The organism is Microvirga sp. P5_D2, from assembly GCF_054049475.1.
In genome coordinates, this window is the sequence record NZ_JBFUMH010000054.1 from 13,806 (window position 1) to 32,707 (window position 18,902).

20 protein-coding genes and 1 tRNA gene are annotated in these 18,902 nt (G+C 62.8%); 7 read left to right on the forward strand and 14 right to left on the reverse strand.

All coding sequences use genetic code 11. From position 1 onward, the window contains the following. Positions 1-31: 31 nt before the first annotated feature. From ACXJKO_RS15390 to fabA, 9 genes are all read right to left on the reverse strand, one after another. Complete coding sequence (locus ACXJKO_RS15390; protein WP_457091964.1) at positions 32-592, reverse strand: NifU family protein; 561 nt, start codon at positions 590-592, stop codon at positions 32-34. A 139-nt stretch (positions 593-731) separates the two neighbouring features. Then, positions 732-1,229: a universal stress protein gene (locus ACXJKO_RS15395; protein WP_457091965.1), complete on the reverse strand. Its 498-nt coding sequence runs from the start codon at positions 1,227-1,229 to the stop codon at positions 732-734. Between the two features lie 75 nt (positions 1,230-1,304). After that, on the reverse strand, positions 1,305-2,345 hold the full coding sequence (trpS, locus tag ACXJKO_RS15400; protein ID WP_457091966.1) for a tryptophan--tRNA ligase: 1,041 nt from the start codon (positions 2,343-2,345) through the stop codon (positions 1,305-1,307). Between the two features lie 96 nt (positions 2,346-2,441). Continuing rightward, positions 2,442-3,947: a murein biosynthesis integral membrane protein MurJ gene (murJ, locus tag ACXJKO_RS15405; protein ID WP_457091967.1), complete on the reverse strand. Its 1,506-nt coding sequence runs from the start codon at positions 3,945-3,947 to the stop codon at positions 2,442-2,444. A 54-nt stretch (positions 3,948-4,001) separates the two neighbouring features. After that, positions 4,002-4,628, reverse strand: a complete 627-nt coding sequence (locus ACXJKO_RS15410; protein WP_457091968.1) for a DsbA family protein — start codon at positions 4,626-4,628, stop codon at positions 4,002-4,004. 173 nt (positions 4,629-4,801) lie between these two features. After that, positions 4,802-5,596, reverse strand: coding sequence for an SDR family NAD(P)-dependent oxidoreductase (locus ACXJKO_RS15415; protein WP_457091969.1), 795 nt, complete (start codon positions 5,594-5,596; stop codon positions 4,802-4,804). A gap of 174 nt (positions 5,597-5,770) precedes the next feature. Further along, the gene (fabI, locus tag ACXJKO_RS15420) at positions 5,771-6,601 is read right to left on the reverse strand and encodes an enoyl-ACP reductase FabI (RefSeq protein WP_457091970.1); all 831 of its coding nucleotides are present in this window, start codon (positions 6,599-6,601) and stop codon (positions 5,771-5,773) included. A 152-nt stretch (positions 6,602-6,753) separates the two neighbouring features. Then, positions 6,754-7,977 (reverse strand): beta-ketoacyl-ACP synthase I, encoded by a 1,224-nt coding sequence (gene fabB, locus ACXJKO_RS15425; protein WP_457091971.1) that lies wholly within the window; start codon positions 7,975-7,977, stop codon positions 6,754-6,756. A 233-nt stretch (positions 7,978-8,210) separates the two neighbouring features. After that, positions 8,211-8,732 (reverse strand): 3-hydroxyacyl-[acyl-carrier-protein] dehydratase FabA, encoded by a 522-nt coding sequence (gene fabA, locus ACXJKO_RS15430; protein ID WP_457091972.1) that lies wholly within the window; start codon positions 8,730-8,732, stop codon positions 8,211-8,213. Between the two features lie 297 nt (positions 8,733-9,029). Between fabA and irr the strand changes: the two genes are divergently transcribed. Both irr and ACXJKO_RS15440 read left to right on the forward strand, forming a co-directional pair. Next, on the forward strand, positions 9,030-9,500 hold the full coding sequence (gene irr / locus ACXJKO_RS15435; protein ID WP_457091973.1) for a Fur family transcriptional regulator Irr: 471 nt from the start codon (positions 9,030-9,032) through the stop codon (positions 9,498-9,500). A 43-nt stretch (positions 9,501-9,543) separates the two neighbouring features. Continuing rightward, positions 9,544-10,416 (forward strand): EamA family transporter, encoded by an 873-nt coding sequence (locus ACXJKO_RS15440; RefSeq protein ID WP_457091974.1) that lies wholly within the window; start codon positions 9,544-9,546, stop codon positions 10,414-10,416. A 4-nt stretch (positions 10,417-10,420) separates the two neighbouring features. Here ACXJKO_RS15440 and ACXJKO_RS15445 read toward each other — a convergent pair whose 3' ends face one another. Continuing rightward, on the reverse strand, positions 10,421-10,588 hold the full coding sequence (locus ACXJKO_RS15445) for a DUF3096 domain-containing protein (RefSeq protein ID WP_457091975.1): 168 nt from the start codon (positions 10,586-10,588) through the stop codon (positions 10,421-10,423). Between the two features lie 75 nt (positions 10,589-10,663). Then, complete coding sequence (locus ACXJKO_RS15450) at positions 10,664-11,197, reverse strand: SH3 domain-containing protein (protein WP_457091976.1); 534 nt, start codon at positions 11,195-11,197, stop codon at positions 10,664-10,666. Positions 11,198-11,361: 164 nt separating this feature from the next. On the opposite strand from ACXJKO_RS15450, the gene ACXJKO_RS15455 reads away from it, so the two are divergent. From ACXJKO_RS15455 to ACXJKO_RS15465, 3 genes are all read left to right on the forward strand, one after another. Next, on the forward strand, positions 11,362-12,354 hold the full coding sequence (locus ACXJKO_RS15455; RefSeq protein ID WP_457091977.1) for a 2-hydroxyacid dehydrogenase: 993 nt from the start codon (positions 11,362-11,364) through the stop codon (positions 12,352-12,354). 249 nt (positions 12,355-12,603) lie between these two features. Next, positions 12,604-13,323 (forward strand): Crp/Fnr family transcriptional regulator, encoded by a 720-nt coding sequence (locus tag ACXJKO_RS15460; RefSeq protein ID WP_457091978.1) that lies wholly within the window; start codon positions 12,604-12,606, stop codon positions 13,321-13,323. Then, positions 13,324-13,614: a hypothetical protein gene (locus ACXJKO_RS15465; RefSeq protein ID WP_457091979.1), complete on the forward strand. Its 291-nt coding sequence runs from the start codon at positions 13,324-13,326 to the stop codon at positions 13,612-13,614. A gap of 71 nt (positions 13,615-13,685) precedes the next feature. Here the strand turns inward: ACXJKO_RS15465 and ACXJKO_RS15470 are convergent, their stop codons facing one another. Next, positions 13,686-14,948: a flavin monoamine oxidase family protein gene (locus ACXJKO_RS15470; protein WP_457091980.1), complete on the reverse strand. Its 1,263-nt coding sequence runs from the start codon at positions 14,946-14,948 to the stop codon at positions 13,686-13,688. Positions 14,949-15,048: 100 nt separating this feature from the next. On the opposite strand from ACXJKO_RS15470, the gene ACXJKO_RS15475 reads away from it, so the two are divergent. Next, positions 15,049-15,792: a sulfate transporter family protein gene (locus ACXJKO_RS15475; RefSeq protein WP_457091981.1), complete on the forward strand. Its 744-nt coding sequence runs from the start codon at positions 15,049-15,051 to the stop codon at positions 15,790-15,792. Positions 15,793-15,819: 27 nt separating this feature from the next. Here ACXJKO_RS15475 and ACXJKO_RS15480 read toward each other — a convergent pair whose 3' ends face one another. Further along, positions 15,820-16,923 (reverse strand): complex I NDUFA9 subunit family protein, encoded by a 1,104-nt coding sequence (locus ACXJKO_RS15480; protein ID WP_457091982.1) that lies wholly within the window; start codon positions 16,921-16,923, stop codon positions 15,820-15,822. A gap of 210 nt (positions 16,924-17,133) precedes the next feature. On the opposite strand from ACXJKO_RS15480, the gene ACXJKO_RS15485 reads away from it, so the two are divergent. Further along, positions 17,134-17,218, forward strand: a tRNA-Leu gene (locus ACXJKO_RS15485). A gap of 182 nt (positions 17,219-17,400) precedes the next feature. Here ACXJKO_RS15485 and ACXJKO_RS15490 read toward each other — a convergent pair. Beyond that, positions 17,401-18,744 carry a tyrosine-type recombinase/integrase gene (locus ACXJKO_RS15490; protein WP_457091983.1) on the reverse strand — a complete coding sequence of 448 codons (1,344 nt, stop codon included), beginning with the start codon at positions 18,742-18,744 and terminating at the stop codon, positions 17,401-17,403. Positions 18,745-18,902 lie beyond the last annotated feature (158 nt).

Sequence of the window (18,902 nt, forward strand, 5' to 3'; positions counted from 1 at the left end):
CGCTTCGGAATATTGGGCTTCTAAGACTGGATCAAACCGCCTGCACTTCGCGCACATCCGGCAGGAAGTGGCGAAACAGGTTCTGGATGCCGTGGCGCAGGGTCGCGGTGGAGGAGGGGCAGCCCGAGCAGGCGCCCTTCATGACCAGATAGACGGTACCGTCCTTGAAGCCGCGGAACGTGATGTCGCCGCCGTCACCGGCAACGGCCGGGCGGATGCGGGTCTCGAGCAGCTCCTTGATGGTCTCGACGGTAGCGGCGTCCGCATCGTCGAAGAACTCCTCGCCATCGTCATCCACGATCGCGCTGCCCTCGGCGAAGAGGGGCGCGCCGGTCATGAAATGCTCCATGATCGCGCCGAGGATCGCGGGCTTCAGGTGCTGCCATTCCCCATCCGCCTTGGTGACGGTGATGAAGTCGTAGCCGAAAAACACGCCGGTCACGCCCGGCACGGCAAAGAGCCGCTCCGCCAGGGGCGAGGCTGCGCCACCCTCGGGCGTCTTCGCCTCGAAGGTGCCGTCAGCCATGACCACACGGCCGGGCAGGAATTTCAGGGTCGCGGGATTGGGGGTCGCTTCAGTCTGAATAAACATCGTTTTCAGGTCCTCTGACGCCGGTTCAAGGCCGGCCGAGCGGTGGGCTTAGAATCGTTCTAACAGGTTCCTCTCCCAATGTGGATCGGGGCGAAGCGGATTCCAAGAGGAGAATGAGCGGGATGGGATGACACCAACCTTAACCGGCGAGGGCGTCGATCTCTTCATCCGTGAGGCTGCCCGGCACCACGACGATGGGGACCGGGAAGGTGGAGGCGGCCTTGCCGGCGAGCGTGGTCACGAGGGGGCCGGGGCCTTCCTTGCCGCTGCCGGCGGCGAGCACGAGGAAGGATACGTCCTCGTCCTCATGGATCAGCTTGATGATTTCATCCGCCCGGTTGCCGACGCGGATCACCTGCTCGGGCTCCACGCCCGCGGCGTTTCGCGCCTCGCGGGCGGCGGCCTCCAGCTGCTTGGCGGCCTCCGCACTCGCTTCCTCGATCATGGCCTCGCCGACGCCGAGCCATTCGAAATTGTCCGGCGGGTTCACGACGGCGAGCATCAGCATGCTCGCGCCGGTTCTGGCCGCGCGCCGGGAAGCGAAGTGAATCGCCCGGGCACATTCGGGGGTCTTGTCGACCACCACCATGAATTTCGGGCGGTGGCCCGATTCGTAGGATCGCCGCTTGCCGCTCATCGCATGCTGTCCTGCATCGAGACGATGCTGCACCGCCCGCTAAACAAGAGCAAGCCCAGGACCACGCTCAAATTTTCAGCGTGCACGCACGAAGCCCACAATGTCCTTCACCGAGTCCATGGTCTGTGACGCGATGGCGCGGGCACGGGCGGAGCCGTCCGCGAGCACGGCATCGATATGGGCGGCATCGTCCATGAGGCGGCGCATCTCGTCGGCGATGGGGGCGAGCTTCGTCACCGCCACGTCGACGAGGGAGGCCTTGAAGCCGGAGAACTGCGCGCCGCCGTGCTGGCGCAGCACCTCTTCCGCCGTGACGTCGGTGAGCGCCGCATAGATCGCGACGAGGTTCTCGGCTTCCGGACGAGCCTTCAGGCCTTCCACCTCGGAGGGCAGGGGCTCGGGGTCGGTCTTTGCCTTGCGCACCTTGGTGGCGATGGTGTCGGCATCGTCGGTCAAGTTGATGCGCGAGTAATCGGACGGGTCCGACTTCGACATCTTCTTCGAGCCGTCGCGCAGGGACATGATGCGCGTGGCCGGGCCCTGGATCAGCGGCTCGGTGAGCGGGAAGAAGGCATCGCCGAAGCCGTGTTCGGCAATCGACTCGGCCCAGTCGTTGTTGAACTTCTGGGCGATGTCGCGGGTCAGTTCGAGGTGCTGCTTCTGATCTTCGCCCACGGGCACATGGGTGGCGCGGTAGACCAGAATGTCGGCGGCCATGAGGTCCGGATAGGCATAGAGACCCACCGACGCGTTCTCGCGGTCCTTGCCGGCCTTGTCCTTGAACTGGGTCATGCGGTTCAGCCAGCCGAGGCGGGCGACGCAATTGAACACCCAGGCGAGTTCGGCATGTTGTGGCACTTGGGATTGGTTGAAGACGATATGGCGCTTCGGGTCGATGCCGGCGGCGAGGAAGGCTGCCGTCACTTCGCGGATCTGGCGCTTCAGGTCCTTCGGATCCTGCGGCATGGTGATCGCGTGCATGTCGACGACGCAATAAATGCAGTCGTGCGTCTCCTGCATGGTGACGAAGCGCTTGATGGCGCCGAGGTAATTGCCGAGATGGAGATTGCCGGTGGGTTGGACGCCCGAGAACACCAGCTCCTTGAACTGCGCCATCGTAATAAACTCCTGCGGCAGCGGGTTGGACGCCGCTGCGCGAATAGATTGTCGAGGAGGGGGGTTATGACAGGGCCTCGCCACGATGCAAGGGGTTTAAGCGAAGCTCGCCCAGTCGTCGCGGGTAAGCGCCCCGGTCAGCCAGGCAGCAACGGCATAAAGCGCAAGGCCGCCGACGCAGAACGCCACCAGAGCGATTGCGCCCGCCGGGTCGAAGAGATGCTGAGCGACGACAAGACCGAAACTCATGATGACTGTCGAGGCCAGGATGCGAAGCAAGCGGCCGGTAAACCGGCGATCCGGCTGCCACAGGCCGAATTGCGCCAGCGGCCAGATCATGGCGACCGCATGCGTCACGCAGCCTAAGGAGATGCCGAGCGCGATGCCGGTCGCGCCCCAACGCGATGCAAGGCCGAAGGACCCGGCGAGGGTGACGACGATGCCGAGGAGCGCAGCAGCGAGCGTCTGACGCAAGGCGCCGCGCGCGAACAGCGTCTGGCTCAGCACCTTGCCGAGGGTCGCAAAGGGAAGCCCGAGGCTCAACGCACCCAGCACCCATGCAGTGCCTTCCGCATCCGAGGACAGAAACGCGCCGCGCTCGAAGAGAACGACCGTGATCGGAAAAGCCAGGATCGCGAGGGCAGCGCTTGCGGGCAGGGCCAGCAGCAGCGCCACTTCCAGCGCATGGTGCTGCGCCTCAACGATGGCGGCGGTTTCTCCGCCCCGATGACGGCGGGCGAGTTCCGGCAGCAGCACGCTCGCGCCGAGTGCCGCGATCAAACCGAGGGGCAGTTGCATCACGCGTTCCGCGTAATAGAGCCAGGAAATGGCTGAGGGCCAGAACGAGGCGACCTGCGTGCCGGCGAGCACGAACAACTGCACGGCGCCGCTCGCAACAAGCGCCGGAAAGCCCGCGAGCAGCAGGCTTTTCAGCGTGGAGGACCAGCGCGGAATACGAAAACGGATCGCATCGCTTCCTCGTACTGCGAGGAACACGAGAACGAGCTGGATGAATCCCGCAACGCTCGATGCTCCCGCAAGCCATGCGGCCTTCGTTGCGATCGGAAAGGAGACGGTTTCAAGCACCACAAGCGCCAAGATCAGTCCGCCATTCACGGCGAGCGGTGCAAGCGCCGTCGCGGCGAACCGGCCGCGCATGTTGAGGATCGCCGCCGCGATGGAGGCGAGCGTCACGCAGAGCACGATGGGAAAGGACAGGCGGGTGTAGAGCGCGACGAGGGCAAGCGTCTGCCCGTCATCGTGCAGTCCCGGCGCAAGCAGCAGCGCCAGCGCGCCGGCAGCGATTTCGACGATGGCCGTGAGCCCGAGAAGCGCCAGCGCGAAACCGCTCATCACATCGCCCGCAAGGCGCGACGCGTCATGCGGCTCCAATTGGCTCAGATGCGGAACGAGAACAGGATTGAGCCCGCCCTCGCCGACGATCCGCCGCACGAGGTTTGGCAGGCGGAAGGCCGCCAGAAACGCATCCGCCACGGGGCCTGCGCCCAGCGCCTGCGCGAAAAGGATGTCCCGGACGAAGCCGAGAACGCGCGAGGCGGCGGAGCCGAGGCCGACCAGAAGGGATGAGCGGATAAGCGACATATGTGATGCCGCGCTTAAACCCTTCCGTGGGAAATGTCTAAGGGGTCCGGTGGTTTAGCCCCGCGCCTTTGCAATCGCCTCGCGTTTTGCAGCCAGGCGCATGCCGCCGATATAAGCGTCGGTGCCCACCAGGAATGACGGTGTTGCGGTGAGGCCCAGCGCGCTTCCAGCCCTGAAGGCCTCGGTCATCCACTGGGTGGTCTTCTCGGCATCGGCGATTTGCGTCAGCTGCTTGCGGTCGCCGCCGAGGCGTTCTGCCTCCTGAAGAGCCCGCTCGCCGTCCACCGTGCCGTGGAGATTGAACAGGGCGAGATGCAGGGGCAGGTAGCGCTCGGGTCCATAGAGTTGGAAGTAAGCCAAAGCCGCCTTCGTCGCCGCCACGGATTGCGGGCTGAGCACGGCGAAATTGATGAGCACGTAGGTCAGCTCCGGCTCGGCCTTCAGCAGATTGGGAAGATCCTGCGCGGAGCGTTTGCACCAGGGGCAATTGTAATCGAAATACTCGACCATGATCGCATCGCCATGGGCATGACCGAGTCGCACGGCCGAGGACAGGCTCAACGTGTCTTCCACCAGTTCCACCGGCACCATCTGAGGTTCGGGCGCGGATTGGGCGAAGGCGGAAACGCTCGCGCCGGACAGGGCAAGGCCGGCAAGAAATGTGCGGCGGGACAGGATCATCGGACAATAACTCACATGAACGAACGTCTGTGGTGGAGCCTGATCGTGTCGGGAGCAAGGCTCCGCTTTGCTTGTTCATGCACTTGTGAAAACAGGGTTTCGCAAGCGTTAAGAACGGCCATCGAGCATCTGACGCTCGATGGCCGCATCGCTTTTCGCCGTTCCTCTGAAGACTACTTCTTGCCTGAACCCGGTTCGGCCATCTTGCGGTGCTGTTCGGCAAGGATGCCCGCCGGCGTCACCGAAGCAATGGCCGTCTGAACCTTGTTCTTCCAGCCGGTCACCACGTCGCCCTCGCCTTTCATCATGGCGTCGAACCCGGTCTTGGCGACATCGGCAGGATCGTCCTTTTCGGATTGGCCCACTTTGGTATCCAGCATGTCGGCGCGCTCAAAGAACTCTGTTTCGGTTGCACCGGGCATCAGGCAGGTGACGGTGATCTCGGTGCCTTTCAACTCGTTGCGCAGGGCGAACGAGAAGGAATCTAGAAACGCCTTGCTGCCGTTATAGACCGCCTGGAAACTGCCCGGCATGAAGCCCGCGATCGATCCGGTGATCAGAATGCGCCCGGAATTGCGGGCACGCATGTCGCGGCCGACTTTCTGGATCAGGTAGAGCGTACCGGTGATGTTGGTGTCGATCACGTCGCGGACCTCGTTGAAATCCTGATCGAGAAAGCCCTTTCCGAGGCCCCGTCCCGCATTGGCGAGAAGCGCCTCGACCGGCCTGTTCAGCGCCACTGTGGCCGCATGGAGCTTGTCGACGCCCTCGATGGTGGCCAGATCAGCCTCGACGGCTTCGACCTTCGCGCCCAGCTTGCGGAAATCCGCGGCCGCCTCGTTGATCTTTGGCTCATCGGCCGCCACGACGAGATCGAAGCCGTTCTCGGCGCAGCATTTGGCCAATTCATAACCGATCCCCGTCGAGGCACCTGTCACGATCGCAAGAGGACGCTGAGCTTCGGCCATGGGGCAATCTCCGGGATGAAAGGGATGAATAAGTGTCCCTCATGAACCCGGCCCAACTGGCGTTGKTCCCTTTTAGGCTTTTCCTTGCCGTTGCTCAGACTCCCGCAGCCAACAAAAATGCCGCCTGCGAAAACAGGCGGCATTTGAGAAGAGCATTCAGGATGAATTGAGGGCTTAACCCTCTTCGCCCGTCACACCGGCGGCGTCCTGGGCTTTGAGCACCTCGGGGCGCGGCATGGAGATGACGTTGTAGCCGGCATCCACGTAATGGATCTCGCCGGTCACGCCGCTCGACAGGTCGGACAACATGTAGAGGGCTGCACCGCCTACATCCTCGATGGTGATGTTTTGGCGAAGCGGCGAATGAGCCTTCTGGTAGGTGAACATCAGGCGCGCATCGGCGATGCCGGCGCCGGCGAGCGTCCGCACCGGGCCTGCCGAGATGGCGTTGCAGCGGATGCCCGACGGGCCGAGATCGTTCGCGATGTAGCGGACGGAGGCCTCGAGCGCGGCCTTGGCCACGCCCATCACGTTGTAGTTCGGCATCACGCGGGTGGAGCCGCCATAGGTGAGGGTGAGAAGCGAGCCGCCGTTCTTCATGCGCTTGGCCGCGCGCTGCGCGATTTCCGTGAAGGAGAAGCAGGAGATTACCATGGTCCGCGAGAAGTTCTCGCGCGTCGTGACGTCCGTGTAGGAGCCCTTCAGCTGCGACTTGTCGGAGAAGCCGATGGCGTGAACAACAAAGTCCAGAGATTCCCAACGCTTGTCGAGGGCATCGAAAGCGGCGTCCACGGAGGCGAGGTCCTCCACGTCGCAGGGGATCACGAGGTCGGAGCCCAGCGACTGCGCCAGCGGGGCCACGCGCTTGCCGAGCGCCTCGCCCTGATAGGTGAAGGCGAGTTCCGCGCCGTGCTGCGCCAGGGCCTTGGCGATGCCCCAGGCAATGGAGTGATCGTTCGCGACGCCCATGATGAGGCCGCGCTTTCCTTGCATCAGACCGCTCATGTGGGCCCCCCTATGCACAGGCTCTATGTTGGGATGCCGATGGTTAGCAAACCGTGCATCCGGAGCCTTGGTCTTGATTTCAATGAGCGTGTCCATGCGAAGTCCCCCTTGGATCGGGACATCGCATGGCGTCGTCTCAGGTTTATGACGTCTTACCCGTTGTAACGGCTGAAGACGAGTGTGGCATTGGTGCCGCCGAAGCCGAACGAGTTCGACAGAACCGTGTCGAGCTTGGCGTTGTCGATGCGCTTGCGAACGATGTTCATGTCGGCGAAGGCAGGATCGATCTCTTCGATATGGGCGCTCTCGCAGATGAAACCGTTCTGCATCATCAGCAGCGAATAGATCGCCTCCTGCACACCGGTAGCGCCCAGCGAGTGACCGGTGAGCGATTTCGTCGCGGAGATCGGCGGGCACTTCTCGCCGGAGCCGAACACCTCGCGGATCGCCTCGATCTCCTTCTGGTCGCCCACGGGGGTCGAGGTGGCGTGCGGGTTGATGTAATCGATCGGGCTGTTCACGTCCCTGAGCGCCATGCGCATGCAGCGGATCGCACCTTCGCCCGAGGGGGCCACCATGTCGTAGCCGTCCGAGGTCATGCCGTAGCCGACGATCTCGCCATAGATCTTGGCGCCGCGCGCCTTGGCGTGTTCGAGCTCTTCAAGAACGAGGACGCCCGCGCCGCCGGCGATCACGAACCCGTCGCGGTTCACGTCATAGGCGCGAGAGGCCCGGGACGGGGTGTCGTTGTACTTGGTGGACATGGCGCCCATGGCGTCGAAGAGGTTCGACAGGGACCAGTCCAGATCCTCGCAGCCGCCGGCGAACATCACGTCTTGCTTGCCGTACTGGATCATCTCGTAGGCGTTGCCGACGCAATGGTTGGAGGTCGCGCAGGCGGACGAGATGGAATAGTTCACGCCCTTGATCTTGAACCAGGTGGCAAGGGTCGCGGAAGCCGTGGAGGACATGGCCTTCGGCACGGCGAAGGGGCCGATGCGCTTGGGGCCCTTGTCGCGGGTGATGTCGGCGGCATCGATGAGGGTGCGGGTGGAGGGACCGCCCGAACCCATGATGATGCCGGTGCGCTCGTTGGAGACATCGCCTTCTTCCAGGCCTGCATCGCGGATCGCCTGGTCCATGGCCACGTGGTTCCAGGCCGTGCCCTTGCCGTGGAAGCGCATGGCGCGGCGGTCGACGAGGGCTTCCACGTCGATCTGCGGCGACCCGTGCACCTGGCAGCGGAAGCCGTACTTTTCGTAATCATCGGCCTTAGCGATGCCGGACTTCGCTTCACGCAGAGAGGCCAGCACCTCCTGGGTGTTGTTGCCGATGGACGAAACGATGCCCATTCCGGTGACGACGACGCGCCTCATAGCCTAACCTCTTCATCGGACTTCTGTGCCAGCCTTATCGTTTTCAACACGTAAGGTCTGCCTTGTCCATTCTCAACCTAAGCCTGGCAAATGGATCAAGAACGATCCTTCAAATTCCTGGCCTCGCCGCCGAGCGGCAGGGTCGGTTTTTCGAAAAGATCACGGTTTGTCAATAGGATGGATGGTTCGGCGCTGACGTTGGGGCAGCGCCGAAAAGGTCTTAATCGCAGATATTAGCCGCCGACCGGGGTCTCTGCCTGGAACAGGCCAACCCGCATATCCTTGGTCTCATAGATGCGGCGTCCGTCGGCTTCGAGCCAGCCGTCGGCGATGCCGAGCACCAGCTTGGAGCGGAACACGCGCTTGAAATCCACGCCGTAGACCACTTTCTTCACGGTGGGCAGCACCTGATCGGAGAACTTCACCTCGCCGACGCCGAGCGCACGGCCACGGCCCGGGGAACCGCCCCAGCCTAAGAAGAAGCCGGTGAGCTGCCACAGGGCATCGAGACCCAGGCAACCCGGCATGACGGGATCGCCGTGGAAATGGCAGGGGAAGAACCAGAGGTCCGGCCGCACGTCGAGCTCGGCCAGTACATGGCCCTTGCCGTAGGCGCCGCCGTCCTCAGCAATAGAGGTGATGCGGTCGAACATCAGCATGGGCGGCAAGGGCAGCTGGGCGTTGCCGGAGCCGAACAATTCTCCGCGTCCGCAGGCGAGGAGCTCTTCATAATTAAAGCTGGACTGGCGGGCCATGCCGGGTGCCGATCCTTTCGTTGGTCTTTAAGGGCGGCCTCGAAAACGGTTCCGAGGCCCGGGATGGAGGCTCTGGTAGCACAGGCTTGGCCATCCATCAAAGGGACCTGAACCTCGGAGTCGATCCTATCAGCCGAAATCTTTTGCCGGGGCTTAGTCTAAGCCTTGCCCCTGAAATCCTTGCGCCGCCGCCCTTAAGAGCATCCCCTTGAGAGCTGGCACGAGCCTTGCAGCAAAACCCTCGCTTTCCTATGATGGTAGTGATAGAAGCGCTCATTCCTGCAATCAGTTCCGATGATGACCGATCCTCTGTCCGCCTATATCGAGTCCACCGCGACCTCTCCGTCCAGACGGGGATGTCCCCTGTCCGAACTGCGGGACAAGCTGCGCCGCGTGGGCCTGCGTCCGACGAGGCAGCGCGTCTCCCTCGGCTGGCTGCTGTTCGGCAAGGGCGACCGACATATCACCGCCGAAATGCTATTCGACGAGGCGTCCCGCGCCCGCGTTCCGGTGTCGCTGGCGACTGTCTACAACACCCTGCACCAATTCACGGAGGCCGGCCTCCTGCGCCAGCTCGCGGTGGACGGGTCCAAGGCCTATTTCGACACGAACCCCACCGAGCACCACCATTTCTTCCTCGAAGACGAGGGTGAACTCGTGGACATGCCGCTCACCGGTGTCAGCGTCACGGATCTGCCCGAGGCGCCGGACGGCATGGAAGTGGCCGGTGTCGAGGTGATCGTGCGCCTGCGCCGCAAGACGGCCTAAAACCTCATAATCCTCTCAACGGGCGGCGATCCCGCCTCGAATCATGCCGCTCAGCCACAGTCTCGCTGCCATCCTGGTCGCCTTCATCTGGGGCTTGAGCTTCGTCGTGATGAAGCTGGGGCTCGGCACCATGCCGCCCCTGCTGCTCTGCGCCCTCCGGTTCCTCTTCGCAGCGCTGCCCGCCGTCTTCTTCGTGCCGCGCCCGAAGGCGCCCTGGCGAAATGTGGTGGCCTACGGCTTCTTCCTCGGCGTCGGGCAGTTCGGCCTTCTCTTCACGGCGCTCGCCATCGGCATGCCCGCAAGCCTCGCCTCCCTGGTCATGCAGGCGCAGGTCTTCTTCACGATCCTGTTCGCGGCGCTGGTCATGAGCGAGCGGCCCGGCTTTCATCAGATCATCGGTGGCGGGATCGGGTTTCTCGGCCTCGTGATCATCGCCGTACCGCGCCTCGCCGGGAGCGGGGCGGTTCCCTTCCTCATGACGGTGGCGGCGGCAGCCTCCTGGGGTGTGGCGAATATCGTGTCCAAGCGTGCAGGCCGTGTAGACACCTTGAGCTACATCGTTTGGGCGAGTCTCGTCTCACCCCTGCCACTGTTGGTCCTATCCCTCTGGCTCGACGGTCCCGCCGAGGTCGCTTCCGCGCTCACGAATATGAGCCTGGGCACCTGGGGCGCGGTGGCCTACCTCGCCTATCCGACAACGATCCTCGCCTTCGGCATCTGGGCCTATTTGCTGTCGCGCCATCCGGCGGCGACCGTCACGCCCTATGCTCTGCTTGTACCGGTCGCAGGCATTCTCGGGTCCGTGATCGTGCTGGGGGAGGCGATGCACCCTATCGAGGCGATCGGCGGCGCGGTGATCGTGGTGGGGTTGGCACTGAACATCTTCGGCCAGCGCCTGTTTCGTCGCGCCGCCTGAAACGTCAGCCGCGCAGCAGCCCAAAGCCTACGAGGGCGTACACGATCAGGAAGATCGCCACATAGACGTTGAGGAATCGCGATGCCACGATGGAGGCGATGCCGAGAATGAGGGCGAGGATCGGGAGAAGCTTGAAGGTCAGGTTGATGGACATGGAATCCCAAAGGTTCATTGGTGATACCCTGTTACTAATCCGCATTCCTTGCCAAATCGGAAAAATTCTACGTCCCGATAAAGCTTCTATTCCTTACTCGACGCTCTCGTTGGGATAGACGCCCCACAGCTTCACCTGCTGGACATAGCCGTCGATATCGCGCGCGCCGTCCATGCTGATCGAAACCCGGCACCATTTGCCGTCACAGCCTTTCACGTTGGCGATGACGCCCGGCTGCAGATGCGCGACGGTGCTGCCTTTCTCATCGGCGCGGTCGAGAAGATTGATCGTCTCGCCGGTTTTCACCCAGGGCATCACGAGCGCGGTGCGCCGGCCGGACAGGAGTGAGTGCAGCACCCAGCCCTCCGTGCCTTCCGAATCGCGGATGCGCCGCCAAGTCTCGTATTCGGCGATGATTTCGACGGGCAGGCCCGCACGCTGGAACACCCAGGCGGTGCGGTGGTCCTTGGAGGGGCCTTCGCGCAGGTTCACGCGGTCGGTCTTGAGGCTCACATAGCGGGGCACCGGCAGGCCCGTGCCCAGGCGTCCGCCGGGCGGCTGCTGCTGCGCGGCGGCCGACATCCCGCTCAAAATCAGAACGGCAATGGCAACGGCGATCTTGCGCATGGTATCCCTCTCGGCGACTTTGTGTCTGCACAAGCCTCTGGTAGATAAGCTTGACCGAGACCGCCACGCGGCGGCTCGTCACCTTTAGTCGCCGGAAGAGGGTTAAAGGAGCGTGAAAACTCCCTAAGATCCTAGAAGATTCGAGTGCGGGGAACGCTGAACCGATGAAGAAAAGACCTGTCGTCGTCGTCACCCGCCGCCTGCCCGACGTGGTCGAGACCCGTCTGCGCGAGCTGTTCGACACCCGCCTCAACCTCGAGGACAAGCCCCTCTCCCGCGAGGAGCTGACCGAGGCGGTGCGCGTGGCGGATGTGCTCGTGCCCACCATCACCGACGAGATCGACGCAGCCCTCTTGGAGCAGGCAGCAGTCGGGCTCAAGCTCATCGCCAATTTCGGCAACGGCGTCGACAACATCGACGTGCAGGCCGCAGTGGCACGAGGCATCACGGTCACCAACACGCCCGGCGTGCTCACCGAGGATACGGCGGACATGACCATGGCGCTGATCCTGGCGGTCGCTCGCCGCATCACGGAAGGCGCGCGCGTGATCCCGGACAACGAGTGGTCCGGCTGGTCGCCGACCTGGATGCTCGGCCGGCGCATCACCGGCAAGCGGCTCGGCATCGTCGGCATGGGCCGCATCGGCCAGGCGCTCGCCCGCCGCGCGCGGGCCTTCGGCCTGTCGATCCATTACCACAACCGTCGCCATGTGGCGCCGAAGATCGAGGCGGAACTGGAGGCGACCTACTGGGAATCCCTCGACCAGATGTTGGCTCGCATGGACATCGTGTCCGTCAATTGCCCGCACACGCCCGCCACCTATCACCTGCTCTCCGCACGCCGCCTGAAGCTCATGAAGCCGGATGCGATTCTGGTGAACACGGCGCGCGGCGAGATCATCGACGAAGGCGCGCTCACCAAGCTCATCGAAGCCGGCGCCATCGCGGGCGCGGGTCTCGACGTGTTCGAGGAGGAACCGGCGGTCAATCCGCGCCTCGTGCGCCTCGCCAAGCAGGGCAAGGTGGTGCTGCTGCCGCATATGGGCTCGGCCACGCACGAGGGCCGCGTCGCCATGGGCGAAAAGGTGATCGTCAACATCAAGGCCTTCATCGACGGTCACAAGCCGCCGGACCGGGTGCTGCCGAGCATGCTGTGATGGACGAGACGCGGATCGCCATCGAGCTTGACCGTGAGGAGGCGCTTGATCTCTCTTTTTTCCGCTTCTTTGATCCCAAGGCGCGGTTGCGATCGTCTTCAGGAGCGCGGCGACCTGTCCGTGGCCGTGAGGCATTTTGGCCCAGGATAATAACCCCAGCTAAAGAAGCTCCGATCATATAACATATGTGAGTGCGGGACCGGTCACGGTCCGGCCAGAAGGGCTGACATCACTCCTTGAACAGCCTTTATGCCGAATCCACTTCTCCTCAAGCTTGAACGACGCGACCAACTCTCGGATGACGAGAAGCGTGTGCTCGAAAATGCCATCTCGCGGGTACGGGTGGTCGAGGCCGATGAGGACATCGTCCGCGAGGGCGACCGGCCTAACGAGAGTATCCTGCTGCTCGACGGGTTCGCGGCGCGTTATAAGATCTTCTCCAATGGACGGCGGCAGATCACGGCCATCCATGTGGCTGGCGACTTCGTCGATCTGCACAGCTTCCTTTTGAAGACCATGGACCATGGCGTGCTGGCGCTCACGCCCTGCCGGGTTGCCGCCGTGCCTCATGCGACGCTGGAAAAGATCACGGACGATCATCCGCATCTCACGCGCCTGCTCTGGCTCAGCACGCTCATCGACGGGGCAATCCACCGCGAGTGGCTTACCACCATGGGGCGCTTGTCCGCGACCGCGCAGATGGCGCATTTCATCTGCGAGCTGTTCCTGCGCCTGCGGGCGGTGGGGCGCGTCGAGGGCGACACGATCCAGCTGCCTCTCACCCAGGCGGAACTTGGAGACACTTTAGGACTTTCTACCGTCCACGTGAATCGCGTGCTGCAGGAACTGCGCAAGGAAGGCTTGATCCGGTGGCAGGGCGATGCGCTCACGATTCTCGACTGGAAACGGTTGGAAGAAGTGGGCGAGTTCACATCGACCTATCTCAGCCTTCAGCATGAGCATCGCTAAATGACAGCCGGATCGCCCGTACCTGACATCATCCTGCAATCCGTTTCCGTAAGGAGCGACGGCGGTAGTCATGAAGGCCGGCTTGTCTTTTCCGGCAAGGATCTGATCGCCGTCCTCGCCAGGGTCACGGCGGAAGAGAATGCCGGGAGCCAAACCGGAAATGGAGGTTGGTTCCTTGAGGCTGGCTTTGGCCCCTGCAGCATTCTCATGACGACGCGGCCTTCCGTCTTCCTGACGATCGAAGAAGCGATCTCCTGGGTGCAGGAACGATTAGACTCCGACCATCACTGAGAGCAGCTCGGCCCGTTCTCGACGGCGCATCACACTTGCGTTTCGCGATCAAAATCGCCGGAGAGCAGCTTTTATGCTGTTGCCTTGATCTGACGGACGATCTCATCTGCCGCGCGCTCGCCCTCTTCCCACGCACCGCCTGCCGTCCCCCATTGCGCGCGCGACAAGGCCTCTCCCGCAAACCAGATCCGCTCTGCCACCGGCGCCTTCAGGCTGTCGCGAATGGACGCGAGCCCCGGCGGCACAACGGCCCAGGATGCACGCGACCAGGGATCGTTGCGCCACGTGGTAGCATGCATCACGCTCAAGCTTCTGATCGCGCGATAACCGAAATATTCCGCCAGAACCTCGCGCGCGAAACGCGCCGGTGCATCGGCGTCGCGCCTGTCGAAGCTCGCGGCGCGGGGTTGATCGAGCTCGAAGAAATGGAACGGCGTGCCGTCGATGCGCGTAAGCAGGCCCGGCGGCTCGTGGCGTGATCCCGTGAGGCTCGCAAGCCGGTCGGCGCCTTCGAACGGCGAATTGGGCCAATGCAGGATCACATGCTCGTAGACACCTTGCGTGAAGCCGTGGATCGCTTGGGCAATCTCGTTCGGCAGGGCGGGCGCGAAACGGATCCCATCCGCCTGTAGAACCGCCATGGGCGTCGTGACGATCACGGCGCGGGCTTTCAAAGTGCCGGCGGAGGTTTCAACACGCACGCCCTGCCCCGACCAGTCGATGGCGAGCACATTGGTGTTGAGACTGATCGGCAGGTGAAGGCCAAGGCGCTTCACATAGGCGCCGAGGCCGCCCGCGATGAAGAGATTGTCCGCATATTCCATGCTCGGAAAATCGTGCAGGCTCACCTCGTCGAGAGGGCGGCCCGATACGAGGCCATGAATGGCGGCAACGCGATGCCCCAGCGGCCCCATCATCCCCGGCAGCGCATTGGCGGCGGCCTGGTCCTCGCGGTCGCGAGCGGCCTGCGTCATGGCCCGGTCCGCCATCGCGAAGGCCCGGTCGAGGGCTGCGCGCTGAGCTTTGTTTCCCCGCTTGCCGGCGACAAAGAAATGCCTGTCCGTGGGGGCACGGCGCAGGGGCTCGCCGCGCTGGTGCCCGAGCTTCACGAGCGGATTGATCGGTCCTGCATGCAGCCAATGGGCGCCGAGATCGAGAGGGTGCCCGCGAAAAGCCCGCGTCACCGTGCGCCCGCCCACGCGGTCCCGCGCCTCAATCACAGCAACGGACAACCCGGCAGCGATGAGCCGCCGTGCCGCGCTGATTCCGGCGCTGCCTGCGCCGACGATCACGACATCCGGTTCCTGAGAGGGTGATGGGGATTCGAGCGGCAAGGTTGTCTCCACCCTCTCGTCATGGCTAGGGTTCGTTCATAAGTAAAGCCTGCGCCTGGTCCCAAGGGGTCGGGCGGCACCGGAGGTAGAACGAACGACCATGCTGATCCAGACGGTTTTTGCAGCGGCCCGAGATGTGTTTTCTCCGGGATTGCGGCGCATCCTGTGGAAGTCCATCGGCCTGACCCTGGCGCTGCTGGTTCTGGTGTGGCTTGCTTTGACGCAGCTGCTCGACGCGTTTCTGTCCACCCATGACCTGAGCACGAGCTATCCGTTTCTCGACAGCATCGCATTCTTCCTCGCGGGCTTCGGGCTCTTCATCGCCTTCGCCTATCTGCTGCCGGCGGTCTCGGCCATCGTCGCGGGCTATTTTCTCGACGATGTGGCCGAGGTGGTAGAAAGCAGGAGCTATCCCGCCGACCCGCCGGGCCAGGCATTGCCCTTCGGCAAGGCCATTCTCTACGGCCTGCGCTTCGCCGGGCTCGTGCTCATCGTGAACATGTTCGCGCTGCTGCTGTTCTTCATCCCCGGCATCAATATCGGCGTGTTTTTCATCGCCAACGCCTATCTCCTCAGCCGGGAATATTTCGAGCTCGCCGCCGGCCGGTTCTGGTCCCCTGAAGATGTGGTGCGCCTGCGCATGGAGCATCGCGGGACGATTCTCGCAGCAGGCGCCGTCCTGGCAGGTCTCGTTATGGTGCCGGTGCTCAACCTCATCACGCCGATCTTCGGCGCGGCGTTGATGGTACACCTGCACAAGCGGCTCACGCACGATCGGGCGAAGCGCACGGCCCTTCGCCGGGACGATCAAGCCACCATCGAGCAGCGGTCCGAGCGCATCTGATGATGCGCTCATTAAAGTGAGACGATGCTAGTGGCTCGACGAAGGTCCTACGGCCGGGCCTGAAGCCCGTTCCGGATGGAAATCCGATTCCGCGCCGCCCGATTGCGGAGCCAGCAGATCCGGCGTCGTCTGAACCGCGTTGCGCTTCAGGTCGAACTGGCCGGTCTTGCGGTAGCGGATCAGGTAGGACGGCACGATGGCCTCGATGGTGGTGGGCGTGATGCCTAAGCCCTCGAGGGTGCGGCCCTCGGCAATCGCGCTCTCGGACACCACGTTATCCTTCTCGAGCAGCAGCGCCTGATCGCGGGTCATGACGAGTTCGTCCGGCAACAGGCCGAGGGTGAGCTTGTCGAGCGTGCCCATGACGCTGCCCTGAGCGCGGCCCATCGCGTTCGGCAGGGGCACGATCAAGCGCTTGCGCTCCGTGACCTCGCAGGTGAACTCCACGAGCTCGCGCAGGGTCTTGATCTCGGGGCCGCCGAGTTCGTAAATCCGGCCGGTCGCCACCGCGCCGTCGACGGCCTTCACGATGGCCTCGGCCACGTTGCCCGCATAGACCGGCTGGAAGCGCGTGTCGGCGCCGGCGAGCGGCAGAACCGGCAGCAGGCGCACCAGCGAGGCGAAGCGGTTGAACAGGCTGTCGCCGGGGCCGAACATGAGCGAGGGGCGAATGATCACCGCATCCGGCCGCACCTGAAGCAGCCCGGCCTCGCCCTCGGCCTTGGAGCGGGCATAGGCCGATTCGGATTGATCATCGGCGCCGATGGCCGAAACCTGGACGAAGGACACGGCCTTTTTGGCCGCCTCGGCGATCATGCGCGGCGCCTTCGCCTGCACGGCATCGAAGGTTTGGCGGCCGTTCTCCTGCAGGATGCCGACGAGATTGACGATATGATCCGCCTTCGCCGCAACTTGAGCGATGGACTCAGGGTAACGCAGGTTTGCCTGGATCGCGTAGACCTGCCCCACCTTGCCCATGGGCAGGAAGTAGGTGGGATTGGGGTTGCGGGTGGCCACCAGCACCCGGTAGCCGCGCTTGGCCAGCAGGCTCACCACATAACGGCCGAGAAAACCAGATCCGCCGAACACCGCGACGGTTTGCTGCTCAGGCGTGCGAAGGGCGCCGATCATGAAAGTCTCCTGACCTCGTAGGACGGACCGGCCAGGGGAGGACCCGCAAGGGACTGCCTCCTCAAGGACTTGGCCGTGATTTTGAAATGTCTCTAGTCAAACCCTGTTCCCCTGTGAAGAGGCCCTGAGGCCAAGAAAGCGCATCGGAAGCGTTTTCAGCGATTGACGCCGCCCCAGAACCACCTTAAACGAACCCTCGCCGAAAGGCATGCCCAGGTGGCGGAATTGGTAGACGCACTGCTTTCAGGTAGCAGCGGGTAACACCGTGGAGGTTCGAGTCCTCTCCTGGGCACCATCTTTCTCTCAGATGGTTTATTTTTCAAGCACTTAGCTTCCCGAAAAGGTTGGAAATCAAAACCTGGGGTGAAAACCTGGGGGACTTTGGGCTGCTTCTGTTCGTCTCAGAGAATGTGAAAAAGGCCGCCCATAGGCGGCCTTCACTTGGTCGGTGAGAGCAGTTTCACCCGGTTTCTGCTTTCATTCGGCGAACTCGTTATCTGCCTCGATGACGGCCTCATTCTGAGCCCGCCACGCGAGATAGCGTTGGTAACCTCGTTCGGAGGCGACGCTCCGCATGTAGTCACGACCGTATCGGTCGATCTCCTTCGGCGTCCGGTGGCCAGTAATGGCCATAATCTGATGGACAGAAAGCTCACGCATGATCAAACGGCAGACCCCGGCCTTTCGGAGCCCATGAAGGGAAAACGGTTTTTTCATTCCCGTCTTCGTCATCAGCCTCTTGATCGCGTCCTGCATCATGTTGCCGAGGCTACCCTCCACATACGGGCGATCCGGTTGGCTCGGATCGGTTTTGTCATGCACAAGGTAGAGCATATCGCCCAGGATGCCTGCCTCTTTAGCCGCCTCTAGGGACTGGCGAAGCTCCAGAAACAGCGGCACGTAGGCCGTTACCGGCTTCTTGTTCCGAAGCTTATGCTGGACGAACGACAGGCGGTCCTCACCAAAGCGGTCCTTCTCCAAGAGCATTCGTCCGAGCCGGGGTAGATCAGCACGACGTTGCGTCGTGTAGTAGGCGAGGTCGAACAGAAGCCGCTCTTTGGTTCCGAGCTTGAACTCCTGTTGGAAGGCTGCGATCTCGTCCAAGCTGGGGGTTCGGTGGCCATCCTCGTTCTCGGGTTTGAACGGTTTGATGTCGCGAGCCAAATTCCGACCGTCAACGAGGCTCGTGTGGTTCTGCACCAGATAGGAGAGGACTGCGCTGATGAACTTGTGCCGGGTGTTAGCCGCCGAAAAATTAGTTTGGATCTCGCGTTCTTCCCCGGTGATCTCGTCGAGCACCTTCTTCCACTTCAGCTTCCGCCTCATCAGAATGAGCACCGACTCGCCAGTGAAATCTGCAAGGGGACAGTCGCCATATCGTAAGTGAGGATATTTGGCGTGAGGTTCGTCCCAGGTACCCTCCAAGACATTTCTCCGATTGCGCTTGTCCCGCTTCGACATCTCCCGATAGGTGGGGTCATTGGCGAAGTAATCCTGGCACGCCCATCGCCACGTATGGGGCACAGCAGCTTGACGAGGTTCAGGTCTATTTGCCTTCCTCGGAGCCGCTTGAAGGGGGCGTCCTTGTTTTGCGGCGAGAAGTTCAGCGTCAAATTCAATAGACGGGAAAGGTGCGCGAATCCGTACCTTCCTTTGACCAGGAGGCTCGTAATAGACAACGATTTTCCCGGACTCAGTCGCATACGCATAAGCATACTTGTAGGCGTGGGAAGTCAGCTTCTTATTGAGCTTCTCAGCTTCCTGCTGCGCCTTCTCAAGGCGGGCCTTCTTGAATTTCGGATCAAGCTTCGGTCGCGCCATCACGCAGCCCTCTGATCGGCCCAAAGATTCTGCGCTTGCCGCTTGATGGCATTCTGACCACGGCGGGGCAGCCGGTCAAAGTAGCGATCTAGCTCGTAGACGCACCAGATCACGCGGGTGTCGATGACAAACGGCTGGGGCATGCGACCGTCCGCAAC

Bases quoted from the DNA above. Each gene is read 5' to 3' on its own strand.
- ACXJKO_RS15475 (WP_457091981.1), top strand. From the start codon at position 15,049: ATGCTGATCCAGACGGTTTTTGCAGCGGCCCGAGATGTGTTTTCTCCG.
- fabA (WP_457091972.1), bottom strand. From the start codon at position 8,732: ATGGCCCGCCAGTCCAGCTTTAATTATGAAGAGCTCCTCGCCTGCGGA.
- ACXJKO_RS15445 (WP_457091975.1), bottom strand. From the start codon at position 10,588: ATGAACCTTTGGGATTCCATGTCCATCAACCTGACCTTCAAGCTTCTC.
- irr (WP_457091973.1), top strand. From the start codon at position 9,030: ATGACCGATCCTCTGTCCGCCTATATCGAGTCCACCGCGACCTCTCCG.
- ACXJKO_RS15490 (WP_457091983.1), bottom strand. From the start codon at position 18,744: ATGGCGCGACCGAAGCTTGATCCGAAATTCAAGAAGGCCCGCCTTGAG.
- ACXJKO_RS15455 (WP_457091977.1), top strand. From the start codon at position 11,362: ATGAAGAAAAGACCTGTCGTCGTCGTCACCCGCCGCCTGCCCGACGTG.
- ACXJKO_RS15390 (WP_457091964.1), bottom strand. From the start codon at position 592: ATGTTTATTCAGACTGAAGCGACCCCCAATCCCGCGACCCTGAAATTC.
- ACXJKO_RS15465 (WP_457091979.1), top strand. From the start codon at position 13,324: ATGACAGCCGGATCGCCCGTACCTGACATCATCCTGCAATCCGTTTCC.
- ACXJKO_RS15460 (WP_457091978.1), top strand. From the start codon at position 12,604: ATGCCGAATCCACTTCTCCTCAAGCTTGAACGACGCGACCAACTCTCG.
- trpS (WP_457091966.1), bottom strand. From the start codon at position 2,345: ATGGCGCAGTTCAAGGAGCTGGTGTTCTCGGGCGTCCAACCCACCGGC.
- murJ (WP_457091967.1), bottom strand. From the start codon at position 3,947: ATGTCGCTTATCCGCTCATCCCTTCTGGTCGGCCTCGGCTCCGCCGCC.
- ACXJKO_RS15410 (WP_457091968.1), bottom strand. From the start codon at position 4,628: ATGATCCTGTCCCGCCGCACATTTCTTGCCGGCCTTGCCCTGTCCGGC.
- ACXJKO_RS15395 (WP_457091965.1), bottom strand. From the start codon at position 1,229: ATGAGCGGCAAGCGGCGATCCTACGAATCGGGCCACCGCCCGAAATTC.
- fabB (WP_457091971.1), bottom strand. From the start codon at position 7,977: ATGAGGCGCGTCGTCGTCACCGGAATGGGCATCGTTTCGTCCATCGGC.
- ACXJKO_RS15450 (WP_457091976.1), bottom strand. From the start codon at position 11,197: ATGCGCAAGATCGCCGTTGCCATTGCCGTTCTGATTTTGAGCGGGATG.
- ACXJKO_RS15480 (WP_457091982.1), bottom strand. From the start codon at position 16,923: ATGATCGGCGCCCTTCGCACGCCTGAGCAGCAAACCGTCGCGGTGTTC.
- ACXJKO_RS15415 (WP_457091969.1), bottom strand. From the start codon at position 5,596: ATGGCCGAAGCTCAGCGTCCTCTTGCGATCGTGACAGGTGCCTCGACG.
- fabI (WP_457091970.1), bottom strand. From the start codon at position 6,601: ATGAGCGGTCTGATGCAAGGAAAGCGCGGCCTCATCATGGGCGTCGCG.
- ACXJKO_RS15440 (WP_457091974.1), top strand. From the start codon at position 9,544: ATGCCGCTCAGCCACAGTCTCGCTGCCATCCTGGTCGCCTTCATCTGG.